Origin of the sequence: Larsenimonas salina (assembly GCF_023736155.1) — a bacterium.
Lineage (GTDB): Bacteria > Pseudomonadota > Gammaproteobacteria > Pseudomonadales > Halomonadaceae > Larsenimonas > Larsenimonas salina.
Genome location: NZ_JAMLJJ010000002.1, coordinates 122,443 through 144,393 on the forward strand (window position 1 = coordinate 122,443; position 21,951 = coordinate 144,393).

19 protein-coding genes are annotated in these 21,951 nt (G+C 58.9%); 10 read left to right on the plus strand and 9 right to left on the minus strand.

What is annotated here, in order from left to right; translation table 11 throughout:
• Nucleotides 1–3 precede the first annotated feature (3 nt).
• From dnaE to tilS, 3 genes are all read left to right on the plus strand, one after another.
• Entirely contained in the window at nucleotides 4–3,507 is a 3,504-nt protein-coding gene (gene dnaE, locus NAT23_RS05850) for a DNA polymerase III subunit alpha (RefSeq protein WP_251926350.1), read from the plus strand.
• Nucleotides 3,508–3,694: 187 nt separating this feature from the next.
• Complete coding sequence (gene accA, locus NAT23_RS05855; protein ID WP_251926352.1) at nucleotides 3,695–4,648, plus strand: acetyl-CoA carboxylase carboxyl transferase subunit alpha; 954 nt, start codon at nucleotides 3,695–3,697, stop codon at nucleotides 4,646–4,648.
• A gap of 113 nt (nucleotides 4,649–4,761) precedes the next feature.
• Complete coding sequence (gene tilS / locus NAT23_RS05860) at nucleotides 4,762–6,063, plus strand: tRNA lysidine(34) synthetase TilS (RefSeq protein WP_251926353.1); 1,302 nt, start codon at nucleotides 4,762–4,764, stop codon at nucleotides 6,061–6,063.
• On the opposite strand, the gene ppx is transcribed toward tilS, so the two are convergent.
• Entirely contained in the window at nucleotides 6,005–7,546 is a 1,542-nt protein-coding gene (gene ppx / locus NAT23_RS05865) for an exopolyphosphatase (protein ID WP_251926355.1), read from the minus strand. The two genes, tilS and ppx, sit on opposite strands and share 59 nt — an antisense overlap.
• Before the next feature lie 170 nt (nucleotides 7,547–7,716).
• Here ppx and trxA point away from each other — a divergent pair, with 170 nt between their 5' ends.
• The 6 genes from trxA to NAT23_RS05890 all read left to right on the plus strand — a co-directional run bounded on the left by trxA (nucleotide 7,717) and on the right by NAT23_RS05890 (nucleotide 13,858).
• Nucleotides 7,717–8,046: a thioredoxin gene (gene trxA, locus NAT23_RS05870; protein ID WP_251592711.1), complete on the plus strand. Its 330-nt coding sequence runs from the start codon at nucleotides 7,717–7,719 to the stop codon at nucleotides 8,044–8,046.
• A 371-nt stretch (nucleotides 8,047–8,417) separates the two neighbouring features.
• Nucleotides 8,418–9,677 (plus strand): transcription termination factor Rho, encoded by a 1,260-nt coding sequence (rho, locus tag NAT23_RS05875; RefSeq protein WP_251592708.1) that lies wholly within the window; start codon nucleotides 8,418–8,420, stop codon nucleotides 9,675–9,677.
• 88 nt (nucleotides 9,678–9,765) lie between these two features.
• Nucleotides 9,766–11,262 carry a 4-hydroxy-3-polyprenylbenzoate decarboxylase gene (gene ubiD, locus NAT23_RS05880; protein ID WP_251926357.1) on the plus strand — a complete coding sequence of 499 codons (1,497 nt, stop codon included), beginning with the start codon at nucleotides 9,766–9,768 and terminating at the stop codon, nucleotides 11,260–11,262.
• Nucleotides 11,263–11,271: 9 nt separating this feature from the next.
• Nucleotides 11,272–11,988 (plus strand): ferredoxin reductase domain-containing protein, encoded by a 717-nt coding sequence (locus NAT23_RS05885; protein ID WP_251926359.1) that lies wholly within the window; start codon nucleotides 11,272–11,274, stop codon nucleotides 11,986–11,988.
• A gap of 233 nt (nucleotides 11,989–12,221) precedes the next feature.
• On the plus strand, nucleotides 12,222–12,350 hold the full coding sequence (locus NAT23_RS14745; protein WP_286009962.1) for a hypothetical protein: 129 nt from the start codon (nucleotides 12,222–12,224) through the stop codon (nucleotides 12,348–12,350).
• Nucleotides 12,351–12,799: 449 nt separating this feature from the next.
• Complete coding sequence (locus NAT23_RS05890) at nucleotides 12,800–13,858, plus strand: 3-deoxy-7-phosphoheptulonate synthase (protein WP_251926361.1); 1,059 nt, start codon at nucleotides 12,800–12,802, stop codon at nucleotides 13,856–13,858.
• Here NAT23_RS05890 and ppk1 read toward each other — a convergent pair.
• Nucleotides 13,847–16,051 (minus strand): polyphosphate kinase 1, encoded by a 2,205-nt coding sequence (gene ppk1, locus NAT23_RS05895; RefSeq protein WP_251926362.1) that lies wholly within the window; start codon nucleotides 16,049–16,051, stop codon nucleotides 13,847–13,849. The genes NAT23_RS05890 and ppk1 overlap by 12 nt on opposite strands.
• A 238-nt stretch (nucleotides 16,052–16,289) precedes the next feature.
• Between ppk1 and elbB the strand changes: the two genes are divergently transcribed.
• Complete coding sequence (gene elbB / locus NAT23_RS05900; protein WP_251592683.1) at nucleotides 16,290–16,949, plus strand: isoprenoid biosynthesis glyoxalase ElbB; 660 nt, start codon at nucleotides 16,290–16,292, stop codon at nucleotides 16,947–16,949.
• A 4-nt stretch (nucleotides 16,950–16,953) separates the two neighbouring features.
• Here the strand turns inward: elbB and tatC are convergent, their stop codons facing one another.
• The 7 genes from tatC to ubiE all read right to left on the minus strand — a co-directional run bounded on the left by tatC (nucleotide 16,954) and on the right by ubiE (nucleotide 21,932).
• A complete protein-coding gene (tatC, locus tag NAT23_RS05905) occupies nucleotides 16,954–17,721 on the minus strand; it encodes a twin-arginine translocase subunit TatC (protein WP_251592681.1) in 768 nt (255 codons plus the stop codon).
• A gap of 5 nt (nucleotides 17,722–17,726) precedes the next feature.
• The gene (gene tatB, locus NAT23_RS05910; protein ID WP_251926363.1) at nucleotides 17,727–18,155 is read right to left on the minus strand and encodes a Sec-independent protein translocase protein TatB; all 429 of its coding nucleotides are present in this window, start codon (nucleotides 18,153–18,155) and stop codon (nucleotides 17,727–17,729) included.
• A 3-nt stretch (nucleotides 18,156–18,158) separates the two neighbouring features.
• Nucleotides 18,159–18,404, minus strand: coding sequence for a Sec-independent protein translocase subunit TatA (gene tatA / locus NAT23_RS05915; protein ID WP_251592671.1), 246 nt, complete (start codon nucleotides 18,402–18,404; stop codon nucleotides 18,159–18,161).
• A gap of 39 nt (nucleotides 18,405–18,443) precedes the next feature.
• A complete protein-coding gene (locus NAT23_RS05920) occupies nucleotides 18,444–18,797 on the minus strand; it encodes a phosphoribosyl-ATP diphosphatase (RefSeq protein WP_251592670.1) in 354 nt (117 codons plus the stop codon).
• A gap of 63 nt (nucleotides 18,798–18,860) precedes the next feature.
• Nucleotides 18,861–20,489 (minus strand): ubiquinone biosynthesis regulatory protein kinase UbiB, encoded by a 1,629-nt coding sequence (ubiB, locus tag NAT23_RS05925; RefSeq protein ID WP_350028315.1) that lies wholly within the window; start codon nucleotides 20,487–20,489, stop codon nucleotides 18,861–18,863.
• A complete protein-coding gene (locus tag NAT23_RS05930) occupies nucleotides 20,486–21,127 on the minus strand; it encodes a ubiquinone biosynthesis accessory factor UbiJ (protein WP_251926365.1) in 642 nt (213 codons plus the stop codon). The genes ubiB and NAT23_RS05930 overlap by 4 nt, the downstream gene beginning before the upstream one ends.
• A 58-nt stretch (nucleotides 21,128–21,185) precedes the next feature.
• Nucleotides 21,186–21,932, minus strand: a complete 747-nt coding sequence (ubiE, locus tag NAT23_RS05935; RefSeq protein ID WP_251592666.1) for a bifunctional demethylmenaquinone methyltransferase/2-methoxy-6-polyprenyl-1,4-benzoquinol methylase UbiE — start codon at nucleotides 21,930–21,932, stop codon at nucleotides 21,186–21,188.
• Nucleotides 21,933–21,951 lie beyond the last annotated feature (19 nt).

Sequence of the window (21,951 nt, forward strand, 5' to 3'; positions counted from 1 at the left end):
GCGATGTCCTTCGTTCATCTTCGCGTTCACAGCGAGTATTCGCTGGTCGATGGCCTCATTCGCCTAAAGCCACTGATCAAGCACGCCAGTGCCGAGCAGCTGCCCGCACTGGCGCTGACCGATGAAACCAACCTGTTCGGCCTGGTCAAGATGTACACCTCGGCGCAGGGCGCGGGGCTCAAGCCGATCATCGGATCGGATGTCTGGATGGACAACCCGTTCGACGAGGATCATCCGTATCGGCTGACCCTAATCGCGATGGATAACGAGGGGTACCGTAACCTCACCGAGCTCATTTCCCGCGGGTGGCAGCACGGTCAACGCGATGACCGTGCGCAGCTCAAGAAGGAGTGGATCTTCGAGCAAAGTGACGGCTTGATCGCGTTGTCCGGTGCGCGTGAAGGGGAAATCGGACGCTTTCTGCTTTCCGAGCACCATGAGACCGCGCGTCAGGTGCTCACCGAGTGGCAGCGTTTCTTCCCGGACCGATTCTACCTCGAGCTCCAGCGCACTAAGCGTCCGTTCGATGAAGCCTGCGTCAAGGCAAGCGTTGAGCTTGCGATCGCAACCGATACTCCGGTCGTTGCCACCAACGACGTTCGGTTCATGACCCGAGAGGACTACTGGGCTCATGAAACCCGAGTCTCGATCGGTGAGGGCAAGGCGCTGGATGACCCGCGCCGGGAAAGCCGCTACAGCGAAGAGCAGTACTTCAAGTCGGCCGGGGAGATGGCCGAGCTTTTTGCAGACCTTCCCGAGGCGATCGAAAACTCGGTCATGATCGCGGCGCGCTGCAACGTCGATGTGCGCCTGGGCGAGTACTTTCTGCCTGAATACCCGGTGCCGGACGGTATGACCATGGAGGAGTTCTTCTGCAAGCTCTCCCATGATGGCCTCTCAGAGCGGCTTTACCGGCTTTTCGACGCCGAGCACGCCACCTATCAGGGCCGCGACCGGGCCGAGTTCGAACCGGCGTATCGTGAGCGGCTCGATTTCGAGCTTGGCATCATCAATCAGATGGGCTTTCCCGGCTACTTCCTGATCGTGATGGACTTCATTCGCTGGGCGAAGCAGAACGACGTGCCGGTGGGGCCCGGTCGTGGCTCCGGTGCCGGGTCGCTGGTGGCCTATGCGCTTGAGATCACCGACCTCGACCCGCTTGAATACGACCTGCTGTTCGAACGCTTTCTGAACCCCGAACGTGTCTCGATGCCCGACTTCGACGTCGATTTCTGCATGGAAAAGCGCGACCGGGTCATCGACTACGTGGCCGACCGCTACGGCCGCGACGCCGTATCCCAGATCGTTACCTTCGGCACCATGGCGGCCAAGGCGGTGGTGCGCGATGTGGCGCGCGCCCAGGGCAAGCCGTATTCGCTCGGCGATAAGCTTTCAAAGCTCATTCCTTTTGAGGTCGGCATGACGCTTGCCAAGGCCTGGGATCAGGAATCGGCGCTGCGTGAGTTTGTCGAGGGCGATGATGAAGCCGGCGAAATCTGGGAAATGGCTCAGAAACTCGAGGGCATTACCCGCGGCACCGGCAAGCACGCGGGTGGCGTTGTCATCGCGCCGACCAAGCTGACCGACTTCTCACCGCTTCTGTGTGACGAGGACGGCTCCGGTCTGATGGTTCAGTTCGACAAGAACGACGTCGAGGAAGCGGGGCTGGTCAAGTTCGACTTTCTGGGCCTTCGAACGCTCACGATCATCGACTGGGCGCTCGAGATGGTCGATGTGGTTCGCGCCCGCGAGGGGCAGGGGCCGCTCGACATCGCGACCATACCGCTGGACGACACGCCCACCTTCGACATGCTCAAGAAGGCTGAAACCACGGCGGTGTTCCAGCTTGAATCCCGCGGCATGAAAGAGCTGATCAAGCGCCTCCAGCCCGATTCCCTTGAAGACATGATCGCCCTTGTGGCGCTGTTCCGCCCGGGCCCGCTGCAGTCCGGCATGGTGGATGACTTCATCAACCGTAAGCACGGCCGGGCAGAAGTATCTTATCCACACCCGGATTATCAGCACGATCTGTTGAAACCGGTGCTGGAGTCGACCTACGGCATCATTCTGTATCAGGAGCAGGTGATGCAGATCGCTCAGGTGCTGGCCGGCTATACGCTCGGTCAGGCCGACATGCTTCGCCGCGCCATGGGCAAGAAAAAGCCCGAGGAAATGGCCAAGCAGCGCGCCGGATTCATGGAAGGGTGCGCCCAGAAAGGCATCGACAAGGATCTGGCCGGCAACATCTTTGACCTGGTTGAAAAGTTCGCCGGCTATGGCTTCAACAAGTCTCACTCGGCCGCCTATGGGTTGGTCTCCTATCAGACGGCCTGGTTGAAAGCGCATTATCCGGCGCCGTTCATGGCAGCGGTCCTCTCGACCGAAATGCACACCATCGAGAAAGTGGTGCCGCTGATCGAGGAGTGCCGGCGCATGGGGCTTTCGGTTACGCCCCCCAACGTCAACGTCGGCGGCTACAAGTTTACGGTCAACGACGACAACGAAGTCGTCTACGGTCTGGGGGCGATCCGGGGGGTCGGTGAGGGCCCGATTGGCGCGATCGTTGAATCGCGTGAGGCCGACGGCCCGTTCAAGGATCTGTTCGACTTCTGTCGCCGCATCGACGGCAAGCGCATGAACAAGCGCACCATCGAGGCGCTGATTCGTTCCGGTGCGCTCGATCAGCTCGGACCGTCGCGCTCGGTGCTGGCCGCAGCGCTTGATGACGCCTTGAAGGCGGCCTCGCAGAGCCACACCAACGCAAGCATCGGCATGATGGACATGTTCGGTGAGGCGTTCGGCGGTGCCGAGGACGAGGCCGACAGTGACGTCTATCAGGAGTATCGCCAGGTGCGAGACTGGACCGATCGAGAGCGTCTTGGCGGTGAAAAGGACACGCTTGGGCTCTATCTGACCGGTCACCCCATCGATGAGTACGAAGCCGAACTCAAGCGTTTTGTGAGCACGCGTATCGTCGACCTGAAGCCCTCACGCGAGCCACAGCGTGTGGCCGGACTGATCGTTGCGATGCGGACGATGAAATCCAAGCGCGGCGACACGATTGCGTTCGTGACGCTTGATGATCGCACCAGCCGCATCGAAGCGTCACTCTTCGGTGAGCTCTATGATCAGGTGCGCAATCAGCTGGCGGCCGATCAGGTCGTGATTCTTGAAGGTGAGGTCAGCCAGGACGATTATTCCGGTGGCCTCAAGCTTCGTGTGAAAGATGTAACCCCGATTGTTGCCGCCCGCGGCCGCTATGGGGAAGCGATCGAGCTCGAAATCGATGGCGCCCGGGTCAACGGTGGCCTGATCAAGACGTTGACCTCCCAGCTCTCGCCCTACGTCAATGCGGAGGGGCTTCCGGTGCGTGTGAGCTATCGCAATGCGCGGGCGAAGGGGCAGGTCGAACTGGGCGAACGCTGGCGGGTAACGCCAAGCGATGAGCTTTTCCTGGCGCTTGCCGATGTCGAAGGGCAGGACCGTGTTCGTTTATGCTATCGCTAGATAGCGCCTTTGAAACCAGCGCCGTTGAAACCAGGGTCGGCCCGGGTGACTTGCAGTCGCGGGACACCATGGGATAATGGCCCCATTTTACGCTCGTCGACAGCAACGCAGGCAGTGGCGGCGAGCAAACCCGACAGCTCCATACGGCGATGTATGATGAGCTGCCAGAGAGTGTGATAACGCCCCTATGAATCCGAACTATCTGGACTTTGAACAGCCCATTGCCGAAATGCAGGCCAAGATCGAAGAATTGCGCCTGGTCGGCAATGACTCCAAGATCAACATCAGCGAAGAAGTAGGTAAGCTCGAGGAAAAAAGCCGCAAGCTGACCGAGCAGATCTTCCGCGATCTGTCGGCGTGGCAGGTCGCCCAGCTCTCGCGCCATCCGCAGCGGCCCTACACCCTCGATTATCTCGACGCCATCTTCACCGATTTCGAAGAACTGCACGGCGACCGTGCCTTTGCCGACGATGCGGCGCTGGTCGGCGGAGTTGCACGACTCGATAACCGGCCGGTCATGGTCATCGGCCATCAGAAAGGCCGGTCGGTGAAGGACAAGGTTCGCCGCAATTTCGGCATGCCTCGTCCGGAAGGCTACCGCAAGGCGCTGCGTTTGATGGAGATGGCCGAGCGTTTCAACATGCCGGTGCTGACGTTCATCGACACGCCCGGGGCCTATCCGGGCATCGACGCCGAAGAGCGCGGCCAGAGCGAGGCCATCGCCCGCAATCTCGCCGTCATGTCCCGCCTCAAGACGCCGATCATCTCTACCGTGATCGGTGAAGGCGGCTCCGGCGGCGCACTGGCCATCGGCGTGTGCGATGAGCTTCAGATGCTTCAGTACTCCACCTACTCGGTCATCTCGCCGGAAGGGTGCGCGTCCATTTTGTGGAAGAGCGCTGAAAAAGCCTCTGAAGCCGCTCACGCGATGGGCATTACCGCCTCGCGTCTGAAGGAGCTGGGCTTTGTCGATACCCTGATCGAAGAGCCGCTGGGTGGCGCCCACCGCACGCCGGATGCCGCTGCGGAGCGCGTTCGCGGTGCTCTGAATGAAAGCCTTGATCGGTTGACGGCATTGGACACCGAGGCGCTGCTTGAGCGGCGCTACGCTCGGTTGATGAGTTACGGCGCGCCCGCGTAAAAACGGTCTGCCTGTAAGACGATGAAAAGGCGTGCTCTGGCACGCCTTTTTTTATGGGTGGCAAACGTTCGACGCTAAAAAGCGCTTGCCGACCAAGCGCTCGAGGAGGTTCTGTGACCGAGCATCAAGTGCAGCCATATCTCGAACACGGTTTTTCCATCAGTGGGGCGTGTGTCTGGGTCGCGCTTTCCGGTGGAATGGACAGTGCCTGTCTCTTGCACCTCGCGCATCGATTTTGCCCCGCACGCACCGAGCTGAAAGCGGTTCATGTCAATCATGGTCTCCACGCCGAGGCTGGTGCACTCGAGGCGGCCTGTGAGCGTCAGTGCCAGGCGCTTGGTATTGAGTTGGTGTGTCATCGGGTCACGGTCGACCCCGATGGCGATGGGCTTGAAGCGGCAGCGCGGCGAGTGCGCTACGCCGCGTTCGAGCAGACGCTCGAGCCGGGTGACACGCTTTGGCTTGCCCACCACTGCGATGATCAGGCCGAAACCGTGCTGCTTAGGCTACTGCGGGGCAGTGGGTTGACCGGCCTCGGTGGCATGGCGCCCAAGCGCGCATTAACGGCGACATGCGCTCTGGTGCGCCCGCTGCTGTCGGTGCCGCGGGCGAGTCTGGTCGAGCTTTCTGAAAACGCGGGGCTTGTGTGGGCCGAGGACCCAACCAATCGCGATACGCGCTTTGATCGCAATTTCCTGCGCCATGACGTTCTGCCGCGGCTCGAGGCGCGCTGGACGCGCGCCTCCCACGTGCTGGCCTCGACGGCCGAACTGCTTCGAGGTGAGCGCGCGGCGTTGATGCGCTTTGCCGATGAGGTACTTGAAAGGATCACGTGCGCGCCGGGCGTGCTTGAGCTTGACGCCCTTGTTGCGCGCTCACCCGATGAGCAGGCGGTGCTGATTCGGTGCGCGCTGGCGCAATTGGAGGTGCCGCTGCCGCCCAGGCGACGGCTTGCAACCCTGCTTAAGCAGCTCGATGCGCGCCCGGACGCAGAGGTTGTCGTCAAATGGCCTGGGGGGGAGGCGCGGCAATGGCGTCGTCGAGTCTATCTTGGTACGCCTTGCGCGGAGCTTGCGCCGTTCGATGCCGCGTGGGAGAACGCCACCGAGCTCACGACGCCTTGGGGCGACTGGTTCGGCGCCCTGAGCTCGACGTCCTCTGGCAAGGCGATGATTGACCGCGTCACCTCGCGCCGCGGCGGTGAACGTCTTCGAGTCAACGGTCACCGCCGGGCGCTCAAGGCGCTGTTTCAGACGTATGAGGTGCCGCCGTGGCAGCGCTCTCAGAGTTTGTTCGTGTGGGCCGGAGGCGAGCTGGTGGCGCTCGTGCTGCCCCCGGGCGCCACGCCCTCCGTGCTTACTGCAGATGGCTGGACGTGTGAGGCGAGTCGCTGGCGGGATAGGTCGAGACCGTGAGGGTCAGCCCGGTGTCGCTCAGGTAGTGGCATTCGCGCTCGGCGTCGATAATTCGAAGCAGGGCGTCGTCTGGCAGGGTCAATTCAAGCGTGTCGCCCTCAGCGGTAAGGCCGAAGTCGGTGAAGGGGTCGTCGTCACGTGAGTGGTTCAAAAGCACCGCCAGGCGCAGGATGACCGCCAGGCGCAGGAACGGGAGCCGCCGACGTTCGGGCAGGGCATTGAGTTCTCGAAGCGGGAATTTACGACGGTGCGCTCGAACCAGAAACGCCAGCAGTTGCTGTTCTGGCCGAGAAAACCCGGCCATATCGGCGTATTCAAGAATGTAGCTGCCGTGGCGGTGAAATTTCGCGTGAGAAATGGCAAGGCCCAGCTCGTGAACGCGTGCGGCCCAGTCCAGATAGCGCCAGTGGGCGTTGGTCAAAGACCAGGGCTTGGCCAGATGCTCGAAGGCCTGGCGGGCGCTCTCGCGCACGTTATGCTGTTGCTGGGTGTCGACATCGAAACGCGTGGTCAGCGCATCGAGGCTATTGTTGCGCGGGTCCTGATCGGTATCGCGGCCGATCAGATCGTTGATGACCCCTTCTCGGAGCGCGCCATTGGCGTAACGAAGCCGCTCGAGCTTGAAAACGTCGAAAATGGCGCGCAGCACGGCGACCCCGGCGGGAAAGACCCGTGCCCGGCTGGCCTTGAGTCCATCCAGTGACAGCGAGTGCAGATCGTTTTGCTTGATCAGCCGCTTCTTGAGCCAGTCAAGGCCCTCCCGAGTGACGACACCGCCTTCGGTCTGACCGTGCTGTTCGAGCACTTCCGAGGCGGCGCGGATGGTGCCGGAGGTGCCGATTGGGTCCTGCCAGCCAAGTTTCTGATAGGCGCGCTTGATGTTCGCAAGCTCTGAGCGCGCTTCTCGCTCGGCCTGGCGGAAATTCTTGTCGGTGATGGCGCCATCGGCGAAGAAGCGATCGGTGTAGACCACACAGCCCATATCGAGGCTTTCAAGCGCCAGCGGCGTAAAATGCTCGCCGATGATGAACTCGGTCGAACCGCCGCCGATGTCGGCCACGAGTCGTCGGCCCTTGCCTTCAGCAAGCGCATGGGCAGCACCCAGGTAGATCAGGCGTGCTTCCTCGCGACCGGAAATGATTTCGACGTCGTGGTCCAAAAGGGCCTGGGCTCGGGCGAGAAAGTCATCGCTGTTGCTGGCGGTGCGAAGGGCATTGGTGCCAACGATACGAATATCGTCGGCACCAATGCCGTCGATGAAGTGCGCGAACAGTTCAAGGCACGTCATGGCGCGGGCCATGGCGGCATCGCTTAAGCATCCGTCCTTGTCCATGCCGTCGGCGAGCTGCACCTTTTCGCCGCGCTTTTCGAGCGTCTTGATATGGCCGTTGCTGTACTCGACGATCAACAAGTGAAAACTGTTCGATCCCAGATCGATGGCGGCCAGTTTTTTAGAGCTGTCAGGGAGCGTATCGTCCGTCATTAAGGCATCCTGTTTCTTTGCACGGGGCGACCCCTGTGTTTGACCATGACGTGCAGGCCGGGTCGCTTTATAGTCTATGGCGTTGTGGCAAGCATAGCGCACGAACCATGACGCATTCTTGTCGCGGGCTCTTCATGCTGAAGAGCGATTCATTATTTAGGGAAAACATCATGAGCGAACGCGTTGCACAGTGGGATGAAGCCAGTCTCGAACGTGAGTTGACGGCGCATTCGGGCGCTGTGTTGATCGACTTCTGGGCCCCGTGGTGCGGGCCGTGCAAGCAGCTTGCTCCCGTGCTCGATGACATCGCAACCGAGCTTGAAGGGCGGGTTCGCGTGGCCAAGATCGACATCGATCAGTACCCGGATATTGCGGCTCGGTTCAACGTGCGAGGCATCCCCACTCTGATTCTTTTTCTGGATGGCAATGTCGAGGCGACCAAGGTCGGGGCGCTGCCAAAAGCGCAGATCCTCGAGTTTATCGAAGAGGAACTCAAGTAGCATTTTATGCCGCTGGCCTATTGCGTTGGTGGTGGAGGTTGACTACCATCAGGTCGTTCGCCTGTTCCGAATGCTTTCCGGCCGCGCCTATAGCGGTTTCCCAAGTCGTCAGTCAGCCCTCTTCTCGTGATCGTCGCGCCCCGATCAAGGCCAGTGATCTGAGTTCAGGCGAATTTAGTTACCGATCACATCCTGCATGTCTCGACCAGCGTTGTCCGAGCCGCCACGAGCCGGCCACTCAAGACATAGATGACACCCAAGAGGCTTCTGAACGCACCGGGCGGCCTTTGATTTATATTGACCGCCTCCTGTCTTGCAGCACACAGCACTTCTCTTTGCCATGCTGACACGAGCGATTTTCGAATAAACCGATGAATCTTACCGAACTCAAGCAAAAATCCGTTCCCGAACTGCTCAATCTTGCCCGCGACATGGGCATCGACAACCTGGCACGTTCCCGGAAACAGGACATCATCTTCGCCATCCTCAAAAAGCACGCCAAAAGCGGCGAAGATATCTTCGGCGACGGTGTGCTCGAAATCCTGCAGGATGGCTTTGGCTTCCTGCGCAGCGCCGACAGCTCCTACATGGCCGGCCCGGATGATATCTACGTTTCACCCTCCCAGATTCGGCGCTTCAACCTGCGCAAGGGTGACACCATCGCGGGCAAGATTCGTCCGCCGAAGGAAGGCGAGCGCTATTTCGCTCTGTTGAAGGTCAGCAAGATCAACTTCGACAAGCCGGAAAACGCCAAGCACAAGATCCTGTTTGAAAACCTGACGCCGCTGTTTCCGCAAAGCCGCCTGGGCATGGAAATCGGCAACGGCTCGACCGAGGATCTGACCTCTCGAATCATCGACCTGGCCGCGCCAATCGGCAAGGGCCAGCGTGGTCTGATCGTCTCACCCCCCAAGGCGGGTAAGACGCTGATGCTTCAAAACATCGCCAACTCCATCACGCGCAATAATCCCGAATGTCACATGATCGTGCTGCTGATCGATGAGCGGCCCGAGGAAGTGACCGAGATGGCGCGTACGGTGCGTGGCGAGGTCGTGGCATCGACGTTCGACGAGCCGCCGGCGCGTCACGTTCAGGTCGCGGAAATGGTCATCGAGAAAGCCAAGCGCCTGGTCGAGCACAAGAAGGACGTGGTGATTCTGCTTGATTCCATCACGCGTCTGGCTCGTGCCTACAATACCGTCGTGCCGTCCTCCGGCAAGGTATTGACCGGCGGTGTCGATGCGCATGCGCTTGAAAAGCCCAAGCGATTCTTTGGTGCGGCCCGTAACATCGAGGAAGGCGGCAGTCTGACGATTCTTGCCACCGCGCTGGTCGATACCGGCTCCAAGATGGACGAGGTCATTTTCGAGGAGTTCAAGGGCACGGGTAACATGGAAGTGCATCTTGATCGCAAGCTGGCTGAAAAGCGTGTGTTCCCGGCCATCAACCTGCGTCGGTCCGGCACGCGCCGTGAAGACCTTTTGTGCAGCGAAGAAGAAATGCAGCGCATGTGGATTCTTCGCAAGCTCTTAAACCCGATGGAAGACGTGGCCGCGACCGAGTTCATGATCGATCGTCTGAAGGACACCAAGACCAACATCGAGTTCTTCGAGGCGATGAAGCGCCGCTGACGGGGCGTTTGTCGGTTAATGAGGGCAGGAATGATTCCTGCCCTTTTTTGTGCCATTGTCATCCCATCGATCATCAGGGGAGCAAGAGATGCAGTATCGGGATCTCAGAGAATTTATCGATGGGCTCGAGGCGCGAGGCCAGCTGGTGCGGGTCAGGGCCGAGGTCGACCCATACCTTGAAATGACCGAGATCTGTGACCGGGTGCTTCGCGAGGAGGGCCCGGCGCTTTTGTTCGAAAACGTGAAGGGCAGCGACATTCCGGTGCTGGCCAATCTGTTTGGAACGCCCACGCGGGTGGCGCTCGGTATGGGGCAGGAAAGCGTTTCGGCATTGAAGGAAGTGGGCGAGCTGCTCGCCTTTTTAAAAGAGCCTGAGCCACCTAAAGGGTTTCGGGATGCCTGGGGAAAGCTCCCCATCTTCAAGCAGGTCATGAGCATGGGGCCCAAGCGGGTACGCAAGGCGCCATGCCAAGAGGTTGTGCTCGAGGGTGAGGCTGTTGATCTTGATCGGTTGCCGATTCAGCACTGCTGGCCCGGCGACGCCGCACCTCTGGTGACCTGGCCGCTGGTCGTGACCAAGGGGCCGCACAAGGCGCGTCAGAATCTTGGTATCTATCGTCAGCAGAAAATCGGCAAGAACCGCTTGATCATGCGGTGGCTGTCCCATCGCGGCGGCGCGCTCGATTTTCAGGAGTGGCAAAAGGCACATCCGGGTGAGCCGTTTCCGGTCGCGGTGGTGCTCGGGGCCGATCCAGCCACGATTCTCGGGGCGGTGACCCCCGTGCCTGATTCGCTGTCCGAATATGCGTTTGCGGGGCTGTTGCGTGGGTCGAGAACCGAACTGGTCAAGTGTGGCCACGCCGAGCTCGAGGTGCCTGCGTCCAGCGAGTTTGTCCTTGAAGGACATATCTATCCTGATGACATGGCCCAGGAGGGCCCGTTCGGCGATCACACCGGGTACTACAATGAGGTCGACACCTTTCCGGTCTTTACCGTTGAGCGAATCACCCATCGTACCAACCCGATCTATCATTCGACCTACACCGGTCGCCCCCCGGATGAGCCTGCCGTGCTCGGGGTGGCGCTGAATGAGGTGTTTGTACCGATTCTTAAGCGACAGTTCCCCGAAATCGTCGATTTTTATCTGCCGCCGGAGGGGTGTTCCTATCGGATGGCGGTGGTGTCGATGAAAAAGCAGTACGCAGGTCATGCCAAGCGCGTCATGATGGGGGTCTGGAGCTTTTTGCGTCAGTTCATGTACACGAAATTCGTCATCGTCGTCGATGAAGGCATCAACGTTCGGGATTGGAAGGATGTGATCTGGGCGATCACGACACGAATGGATCCGTCGCGTGACACGGTTCTGGTCGAAAATACTCCGATCGATTATCTCGATTTCGCCTCGCCGGTCAGCGGGCTCGGGTCGAAGATGGGGATGGACGCGACCGATAAATGGCCCGGTGAAACCACGCGTGAGTGGGGGCGCGCCATTTCGATGTCTGATGAGATCAAATCGCGCGTATCGGAACGCTGGGATGAATTCGCTATAGTATCGCCCACCGAAAAAAACACCGTCGAACGCTGAGGAATGTGCATGAGCCCGACCGTAGTGACCTGCCAGGTCGAAGCCGTTGAAACGTTGAGTGAGGTTGTCTACCGCGTGTTCCTGAAGGGGGAGTCTGCGGCAGTGGCTCATGCGCCGGGTCAATACCTTGAGTTGGAGCAGGAAGGCGACTGGTTGCCGTTTTCCATTGCCAATCATCATCAAGGTGACGGTGAACTCGAGCTGCACATTCAATACGCGCCTGAAAATCCCCGGTCGAAACGCTTGTTCGAGCGTCTTTTTGCCCATGAGGCCTTTCAGGTTCGATTGCCGAGCGGCGAAAGCGTACTGGACCTTGATGACGACCGGCCTCTGATGCTGATTGCCGCCGGTACCGGCTTTGCCCAGATGAAAGCGATCATCGAGGCGGCGTTGGCGCACCATCCGGACCGCCCGGTTCACCTGTGGTGGGCGGGCAAAACGCGAGAGGACCTCTATCTTGAGAGCCTCCCGCGTCGGTGGAGCACAGAGTACCCGAACGTGACGTTCACACCCGTGATCGAGGCGCCGAGCGAGACCGATTTCGACGGTATGATCGAGCGCGTCGACCGCGCGCTGCATGCTCGGGTGACCAGTACGCGCGAGGCGAGCATCTTTATTTCAGGCTCGCCGGGCATGGTCTATGCCGTAGTCGATACGCTTGATGCCATCGAGCCGCTGACTGAGCGGGTGTTTTCCGATGTCTTCAGTTACGCCCCCAGAGGCTAGTCTTTCGGCGACGTTCAAGGCATTTCAGTAAAAGATTCAGGCGCATGGTCTTGATGATCGCTAGATGATAATTACCCGGTTTTCAACCGGAAGGTGTCATCTGGCTGCAACATACGGTTGACGATCAAGGCGCGGAAGCGTAAATATAAAAAAGCGAAGCGGCGCGTAAGCGCCGTTTCGCGTTATAACGACATGTCGTTGAATAACAATTTACTGTCAAGAGGTGTCGGACCATGACAACGTTGAGGTCACGTACACGCAAGGAGCATGTTGCCCTGGCCGGTTTGATTGCAGGTGTAACAGCGCTGGGTGTTCTCACCGCCGTTCCGATGATTCTTCTCTGGCTTAAGCTGTTTTCTTGATTCAGTGCCTGTTTCTCGATGCAGGACCCAGCAGGACAACTGCTTAAGCTCTGGATAGATCCAAATAACCGATTACTGATGACTTGCCCGATGATTATGAACCAAGCCCACGTCAATAACGCCTTCATTGAAGCCAACGCCACTGGCGTTGACGCTGCAATGATCGGCTATTGGTATTGGTTTATGGACGGGCGCGCCTGATGTAATGCACTGCATAGGCCGCCCGAATCGTTTGACGGGCAGCCGAGTATCAAACCCCCTGATCGGCTTGCCCGGTCAGGGGGTTTTTCGTTTGTACGCTGTTTGCACTTCTATAACTCAATAACGGAGATCGGACCATGACGTATTTCAATGCTTGTGCCCTGTTTGCCCGCGGTGCCTTTTGGGTCGTGATCGATCCCAGTCGTCTGCCGTCCTCATTATCTCAACGCTCATAAAGGAATTTTCCCATGTTTGCCGATACACCTTCCGCTCTATCCCATACCTCGCTTCCTTCTTCTCGCGATCTGAAGGCGGCCATGCCGCTGAGTGATGCCCTCCAGACGCAAATCCGCAAGCAACGCGCAGCCATTGCAGAGATCCTTGCCGGTAGGGACGATCGCATGCTGGTGGTCGTTGGTCCGTGCTCTGTGCACGACCCTGTTGCAGCACTTGATTATGCGCAGCGCCTGGCCTCCCTGAATCAGCATCTATCGGATCGACTGCTGTTGGTCATGCGGGTCTACGTTGAAAAGCCGCGCACGATTACGGGGTGGAAGGGACTGGCTTATGATCCGCACCTGGATGGGTCGCACGACATGTCGGAAGGGCTTCGTCAGGCTCGGGAATTGATGATCGACATCGCGTCACTGGGCTTGCCGGTGTCGACAGAGCTTTTAAGCCCGGTGGTCACGCACTACCTCGACGATATTCTCTCATGGGCAGCCATTGGTGCCCGTACCACCGAGTCCCAGATCCATCGGGAACTGGTCAGTGGCCTCGATTTCCCGGTTGGCTTCAAGAATGCCACGAGTGGCAGCGTTCAAATCGCGGCAGATGCAATGCAAAGCGCCGCTCACGCCCATCACAGCTTCGGGGTTGATGGTCACGGTGTGATGTCCCGTATGCTGACCCAGGGTAACCCGCATACGCATCTGGTGCTTCGAGGGGGCGATCAAGGGCCCAACTTCGACGCTGCAAGTGTTGCCAGCGCTCAGCACTGCCTGACGCAGAGTGGGGCACCTGCCGCGCTAATGGTGGATTGCTCCCATGCCAACAGCGGCAAGGACCCGGCGCGCCAGCCCGATGTTCTGGCGCATGTGGTGTCTCAGCGCGTTCGGGGTAACAAGGCACTGTGCGCGGTGATGCTTGAAAGTTTCATCGAAGAGGGCAAGCAGCCCATTACTGCAAATGGGCTTCGTTATGGGCAGTCCGTGACGGATGGCTGTCTCGGCTGGGCGCACACCGAGCAGCTGCTGCGTCAGATGGCGACCGCGCTGGCCGCCTCCAACACCGAACTAGCGTTTTAACGCGTACGCATAGAGTAGCGTCTCTTGCGCGCTGATGGCCTCTTCATCGCCGGATGGTGTCGAGCGTTCGTAGTGGCCATCAGCGCAGAGCTGCCAGCTCTGACAGTTGTCGAGCAGGTACGTGTCCATGTCCTTTTTGATCTGACGGGCGAGCTTTTGATTGAGCACCGGAAAGCAGCTCTCGACCCGGTGGAACATGTTGCGCTCCATGGCATCGGCACTGCCGCACCAGAGCTGAGGCCGATTGGCATTGCGGAAATAATAGACGCGGGTGTGTTCGAGAAACCGCCCCACGATCGAGCGTACGCGGATGTTGTCTGAGACGCCCTCCACGCCCGGGCGCAGGCAACAGGTGCTGCGAATGATCAGGTCGCACTCGATGCCGGCCTGAGAGGCTCTATAAAGCGCCTGGATAAGGCGTGGCTCGGTCAGCGAGTTGCACTTGAACAGGATATACCCCTTGCAGCCACGCTTAACGTGCTCGATTTCACGGTCGATCAACTCGATCAGGGTGCTGTGCAGCGTGAAGGGAGCATGCAGCAGGTAGTGTGTCTGCCGCGGCTGGCCCATGCCGGCGATCTGCTGGAATATGAGGTGAACGTCCCGGCAGATCTTGTGATCGGCCGTCAGCAGGCTGTAGTCGGTGTAAAGCTTGGCGGTCGTCGCGTGGTAGTTGCCGGTGCCCAGATGCGCGTAATGACGAAGTTCGCCCTGCTCGCGACGCACCATGTGCATCAGCTTGGCGTGAATCTTGAAGTCCATCATGCCGTAGATGACGTTCGCCCCGGCTTCCTGCAGCCGTGAGGCAAGCTCGATGTTATCCGCTTCATCAAAGCGTGCCCGAAGTTCGATCACCACGGTCACTTCCTTGCCGTTTCGCGCGGCATCGGCCAGCGCACTGACAATTTCGGAGTGAGGGCCGGTGCGATAAAGCGTCTGCTTGATCGCAAGCACGTTGGGGTCGCTTGCGGCTTCCTTCAGCCAGTGCTCGACCGGCGCGAACGATTGGTAGGGGTGGTGAAGCAGAATGTCGTCCTGAGCCACCGCGTCGAAGTAGCTGCCACGTCGATGCCTGAGTGGCTTGGGCAGACCCGGAACGAACGGGCCGTACAGCAGATCGGAGCGGTGCGTGTCATTGATGACGGCCATCATGCGGCTCAAGTTGACCGGGCCATCGACCAGATAGAGGTCCTGGGCGGTGAGGCCGAATTGATTGAGCAGGAAGTCGGCCAGATGCGCCGGGCAGTTGTTGGCGATTTCAAGCCGCACGCCATCGCCATAGCGTCTCGCCAGTAGCTCGCCCTTGAGGGCTGAGGCCAGGTCCGACACCTCTTCCGGATTGACGGAGAGGTCGGCGTTGCGGGTCAGGCGGAACTGGTAGCAGCCCTTGATCGTCATGCCCGGGAATAGCGCGTCCGCGTGGGCGTGAATCATCGATGACAAAAACGCGTAGTCGACGCTGCCATTACCACTGATATCCTCTGGAAAGCGGATCAGGCGGGGCAGTGAGCGCGGCGCCGGAATTATCGCCAAGCCGCCCGAGCGCCCGAAGGCGTCGCTGCCTTCGAGCTCGACAATGAAATTGAGGCTCTTGTTGACCAGGCGCGGAAAGGGATGCGACGGATCAAGCCCGATCGGGCTGATGACGGGCTGAATCTCACGGTAAAAATAGTCGGAGACCCACTCCTTCTGGGCCTTGGTCCAGCGGCTTCGTCGAAGAAAGCGGACATTTTCCTGCTCGAGTGCCGGAATCAGAACGTCGTTCAGAATCTGGTATTGGCGCGCGACGTGCTCATGGGCAATGTCGGAAATTTCATTGAGCGTTTGTTGGTAGGTCTGGCCGTCCCGGCTGTGCGCATTTTCATCGATCAGCAGCGCCTGCTTGAGACCAGCCACACGAATTTCGAAAAACTCATCGAGGTTCGAGGAGAAAATCAGCAGGAACATGACGCGGTTGAGAATCGGGTGAGCGTCGTCGAGCGCCTGTTCAAGCACCCGGATGTGAAACTGCAGCGTGGATATTTCCCGGTTGAAGTAAAGCTGGGGATGGGTCAGTGCCATGCCCCCTTCAGGGGCCGGCCGCGCCCGGATGCCGACCTTTGTCCGGTTGACGCGAAGGGGCGGGGTCTCGTTTCCACCGTCGCTTTCGGACGTCGATGAGGCCTCGGGTGCGGAAGTGGGTTTTGTGCTCATCGGTAGCCCTTGAAGATGCCTGAATGTAAGTGCGCGCAGTTTACGTCAGTTCTGTGACACTGCTGTGTCAGGCTTTTTCAGGCCTTTGCGCGCGCTCAAGCGGTTCATTAAAGTGTAGATTCAGCATACGTCATCAACGCCATTCCCTCCTTTTTATGTTATCGGCCATACTGAGGAAACCGATACCACGGTCGTATGAACATATCGACGTATCACCCACTGTTTTCAAAGGTTGCTTATGAACAAGAATGTTGCCGTAGTACTGGCAGGCTGCGGGTACCTCGACGGGTCCGAAATCTATGAGACGACACTGACCCTGCTGCGTCTTGATCAACTCAAGATTCCCTTCACATGTTTCGCACCTGACATCGAGCAGCACGATGTGATCGATCATCGCACCGAGCAGGCAATGCAGGGTGAAACACGCAATGTGCTTACGGAATCGGCGCGCCTGGCGCGGGGGAACATCGAGGCGCTGGATGCGCTGGACCCGGAGCAGTTCGATGCAATCATTGTGCCGGGCGGGTTCGGAGCGGCCAAGAATCTGTGTGACTTCGCCATCAGCGGCGACAGCATTACGGTGCTGCCTGAGCTGGTGGAAAAGGTGCGGCCGTTTTTCGAGGCCAAAAAGCCGATTGGGCTGATGTGCATCGCCCCGGTCATGGTGCCGAAGATGCTCAGTGGCAGTGTGCCGGTCACGATCGGGGATGATGCAAGCATCGCAGGCGCCATCAGTTCGATGGGTGGGCTTCACCGAAGCTGCAGTGTCGATAATATCGTGGTTGACCACGAGCACCGCGTGGTCACCACGCCGGCCTATCTTCTGGCCGAGAACCTGGACGAGGCGTCCAAGGGGATCTTCAAGCTCGTCGACAAGGTCGCTGAACTCATGCGTTGAGCCGCTATCGGGCGTTGTCGGTAACCTCGGCGCGCCCGCCGCGCTGGCGCTTCACGCACCGGCCGAACAGAATGCCCACCTCGAACAACAGCCACATCGGAATGGCCAGCAGGCTCTGGGACACTACATCCGGAGGGGTCAAAAGCATGCCGACCACAAAGCACCCAAGAACCACATAAGGGCGCTTCTTGGAGAGCGTTTTTACATCGGTGGCGCCGGTCAAGATCAGCAAGAACGTGGCGATTGGGATTTCGAACGCCACGCCGAACGCAAAAAACAGCTTCAACACGAAGTTCAGGTACGCATTGATGTCGGTCATGACCTGAACGCCCTCAGGCGCGGCGGTCGTGAAGAACTTGAATAGAATCGGAAAGACCACGAAATACGCAAATACAGCGCCTGCGTAGAACAGCAGTACGCTCGAGCCGAGAATCGGAACGGCCAGCTTCTTTTCGTGGGTATAAAGCCCCGGGGCGATAAACGCCCAGGCTTGATACAGAAGAAACGGCACCGCCGCGAAAAGGGCGGCCACAAGGGTCAGCTTGAACGGTGCCAGAAACGGGGAGGCCACTTCGGTCGCGATCATCTGCGAGCCGGGGGGCATCAGTCCGATCAAGGGGCGTGCGATGAACTCGTACAGGTCGTTCGAGAAGCCATAAAGGCCCAGAAACAGTACAAGAATGACCACGACCGCTTTCAGTAACCGCGATCGTAGTTCGACCAGATGTTCGATCAAGGGCATGGGCTGATCGGAATCCTCGGGGGAACTCATCGCGCTTAAATATCCTTGTAAGGCTTGTCAGAGGGCGTCGTGTCGGCCGTTTCAGAATGTGGGCTTACGCGTGCACTCGAATCATCCACGTGTTCGGTACCCGCGTTCGAGGCCGGCTGCGGTGAGTATGCAGAGGGCCTGGTTGTGCGTGAGTTACCGCTCGGGCCCTGGTAGTGGCCCAGAGACTCCTCGGTATCGCGCTTGAAGCCGTCCATGCTGGAGGAGAACGCATCTTCATGCTCTTTCATCTTGCGACGAAGCTCTTCCGCTTCCAGCTGAGATGAAATGTCCTGCTGAACATTGGACACCGTACGCTTGATGCGACCGATCCAGAGCCCGGCCGTGCGTGCCGCAACTGGCAGCCGCTCAGGGCCGAGCACTAAAAGCGCGATCACACCAATCACCATCAGTTCGAAAAAGCCGACATCGAACATGGCTTACTTCCGGGTGTCGTGCTGTTCGGACGTATGTTCCTGGGTGTAGGTGTGGCTAGTGCCGTCGCTGTCCTTTTGCACCTTGTGCTGGTGCTCGGCGTCCTTTTCACCGTCGTTGACGGCGTCCTTGAAGCCCTTGACCGCAGAGCCTACATCGCCGCCCAGGTTACGTAGTTTTTTGGTGCCGAAAATCAGGATGATGATTCCAAGCACGATAAGAAGCTGCCAAATACTGATACCACCTAACATCGTCTGCTCCTGGCGGCCGTGGCCGCGTTGGTCTATTCGTCAGTGATCCTTGACGCGTGAGGCCTTTTCTTCCAGCCCTGAAACGTCGAAACGGCGCGCCAGCTCATTCAGTACATCTTGATGGGAAATATCCAGGTGCGAGAGCATGACCAGGCTGTGAAACCAGAGGTCGGCGGTTTCACTGACCAGAGACGCCTTTTCCGCACTACCAAGGTGCGCGTCCTTGGCCGCAAGAATGGTCTCGGTCGCTTCTTCGCCCACTTTCTCGAGAATCTTGTTGAGACCCTTCTGGTGAAGCTTGGCCACGTACGAGTGGTCAGGGTCGCCATGACGTCGTTCGTTCAGAACATCAGCCAAGCGCTCTAGAATATCGTCATTATGGGCGTCGTTCATGAAATCCCTGTTAAACATGTCGCGGTTTAGCGTGAATGGCGGGGGCCGGTAACGTACTCGGCATTAGCGCCAGAGCAACAGTATAAGCCCAATGGCACCGGCAATCAGTACGCCGGGAGGCTGTTGTTCGGCCCACTCGATCAGAGGCGCCCATCCAACCGCAAGGGCAATGAGGATGAGACCGACCTTGAGCTTTCGAGTTCCCTTGCGAGCCATCGTGAATTGGGTCTGAAGTTCGGTCAGTGCCTTGGTCTGCTGCTGACGTTCCTTGCGCTCGCTTTCGACCTGAGACAGGGCCTGATGAGCCAGTACCGGAAGCCCGGGCAGGCGTTGAACGAGATCCGGCGCCTGTTTTTGAAGCTCGCTCCAGAACCCCTTGGGGCCTGCGCGTTCTTTCATCCACTGCTCGAGGAAGGGTTTGGCGGTGTGCCACAGGTCAAGGTCCGGATAAAGCTGGCGCCCGAGCCCTTCGATGTTCAAAAGCGTTTTCTGAAGCAGTACCAGCTGGGGCTGAACTTCCATGTTGAAGCGTTGGGCCGTCTGGAAAAGCCCCATCAAGACTTGACCGAAGGAGATATCCTTGAGCGGCTTTTCGAGAATCGGCTCACACACGGCCCGAATGGCTGCGGCGAATTCGTTGGCGCGGGTATCTTCACCCACCCAGCCGGACTCGATGTGAAGCATTGCGACTTCGTAATAATCCTGTCTGAAAAACGCAAGGATATTACGGGCCAGATAATCCTGATCTTCTCGGGTCAAACTGCCGACGATGCCGCAGTCGATCGCGATGAACTGCGGGTCATGCGGGTGCTCGGCGGAGACGAAGATGTTGCCCGGATGCATGTCGGCATGAAAGAAGTTGTCACGAAAGACCTGGGTGAAAAAGATCTCCACGCCTCGCTCGGCCAGCTTCTTCAGGTCGATACCGAGCGCCTTGAGCGATTCGGTTTCAGCTACCGGAATGCCCTCGATGCGCTCCTGTACCATGACGCGCTTGCGGCTCAAGGACCAGTGAATGGTTGGCACATACAGAAGCGGTGAGTGCAGGAAATTTCGCTTGAGCTGGGAGGTGTTGGCGGCCTCCTTTAAAAGATCGAGCTCATCGAACAGGGTCGACTCGTAGTCGCGCACTACCTCGACCGGGCGAAGGCGCTTGCCTTCGGGCCAGACCTTCAAAAGCAGTCGTGCAAAGGTATAGAGAAGCTGGATGTCGCTTCGCATCACCCGGTCGATGCCGGGTCGAATGATCTTCACTACAACGGCTTCGCCGGTGTGAAGACGCGCCACATGCACCTGGGCGATGGAGGCCGATGCCAGCGGGTCAGGGCTGAACTCTTCGAAGATGTCGGCAACGCTTGCACCGAGTTCCTCTTCAACGGTCTGGCGGGCAACGTCGTTGGGGAAGGGCGGCACCTGGTCCTGCAGCCGCTTGAGTTCGATGGCCACATCCGGCGGGAGCAAATCGCGCCGGGTCGAGAGCATCTGCCCGAATTTGATGAAGATGGGCCCGAGCGATTCGAGCGCGAGTCGCAAGCGCTCTCCGCGGGACTTCGGGCCCTTTGGAATCAGCTTGAGCGGCGATACGGTCATTATTAACCGGACGATGTGCGGCAGGCGTTCGGCCGGCACCAGTGCGTCAAGCCGATAACGGGCCACGGTCCAGAGAATGCGCATCAGCCGCACGAATTTCACGAAGAGGCTCCTCCTTCGGGAAGCTTTTTCTGAACGGCGGTTACGCGTGCCTCGAGCCGGTCGATCGCGATCTGAAGCTGAGTGAGATGCTCGCGAGCCACATGGAACTGGGATCGCCCGGCAATCAGCTGGGCCTCTTCAAGCATGTATTCCTGGATGTCCTGGCTAAGAGCCTGAGAGGAGTGCACGCCGAATTGACCGATGCTTTTAATGCCGGTGGCAAGGCTGTGGGCCGGTACCTCACCGAACCATTCGACCAGTGCGCCTTCCCAGTCGACGTCCAGATCCATGAACAGCGCCCGAACCGCTTCGAGCCGAGCCACCTGACCGCGTGCGGCCAGCTTGCCGGAGAACATCAGATACTTGATGTCGGCGCCGCCCATGAGGCTTGCAAGCGTTTCCGGCGACAGCTCAAGCAGGATGTCGGCGTCCTTTTCCTGCACGTGGCGCAGCGTGCTCAGATGAATACCGTACGGATCGAAGCTGATGCGTGTGTTGATGTTCGGGCGTTCGAGGCAGACCACCAAGCGAAGCCCTGCCAGCGCATTGAGTCGCTCGGCCGCTGCCGGGTCACGCGACAACAGCTGATTGACGGTTTTCTCCATGCCCGAAAGCAGCACGGAAGTCAGTAACGTCATGGATTTACTCTTGCCTGATGCGCAGCCAGACTGCGTCATGAAATCATGGATCGACCGATCAGAGCTTGATGCCTCGATGCAAGGCCACTACGCCACCGGTCAGGTTGGTATATTCGACGCGCTCGAGGCCTGCCTGTTCCATCATGTGCTTGAGGGTCTCCTGATCCGGATGCATGCGAATCGATTCCGCCAGATAGCGGTAGGAGTCGGGGTCGTTAGCGACCCACTGACCAAGCTTTGGCAGTACTCGGAAGGAGTACTCGTCATAGACTTTCGAGAACACGGGATTGACCGGCTTGGAAAATTCCAGAACCAGCAGTCGACCGCCGGGTTTCAGGACACGCGCCATGGAGCGAAGCGCCTTGGCCTTGTCGGTCACGTTTCTAAGCCCGAACGCGATGGTGATGCAGTCGAACGTGTTGCTTTCAAACGGCAATGCCTCGGCATTGGCCTGTACGTATTCGATGTTGTTGCAAAGCCCCAGGTCCGTCAGCTTATCGCGGCCGACGTTGAGCATGGAACTGTTGATGTCGGCAAGGACCACTTGGCCCTGATCGCCGACACGCTTTGAAAACTTGGCGGTGAGATCGCCGGTACCGCCTGCGATATCGAGCACCTTGTGCCCACGGCGCACGCCGGAGCGCTCGATGGTGATGCGCTTCCAGACGCGGTGCACGCCCATCGACATCAGGTCGTTCATGGTGTCATAGCGTGAGGCGACGGAGTGAAAGACATCGGCCACTCGTCCGGCTTTTTCCTCGAAGGCCACCTTTTCGTAGCCAAAGTCCGTGGTTCGCTTATCCATGCTTTCCTCAAAAAGATAA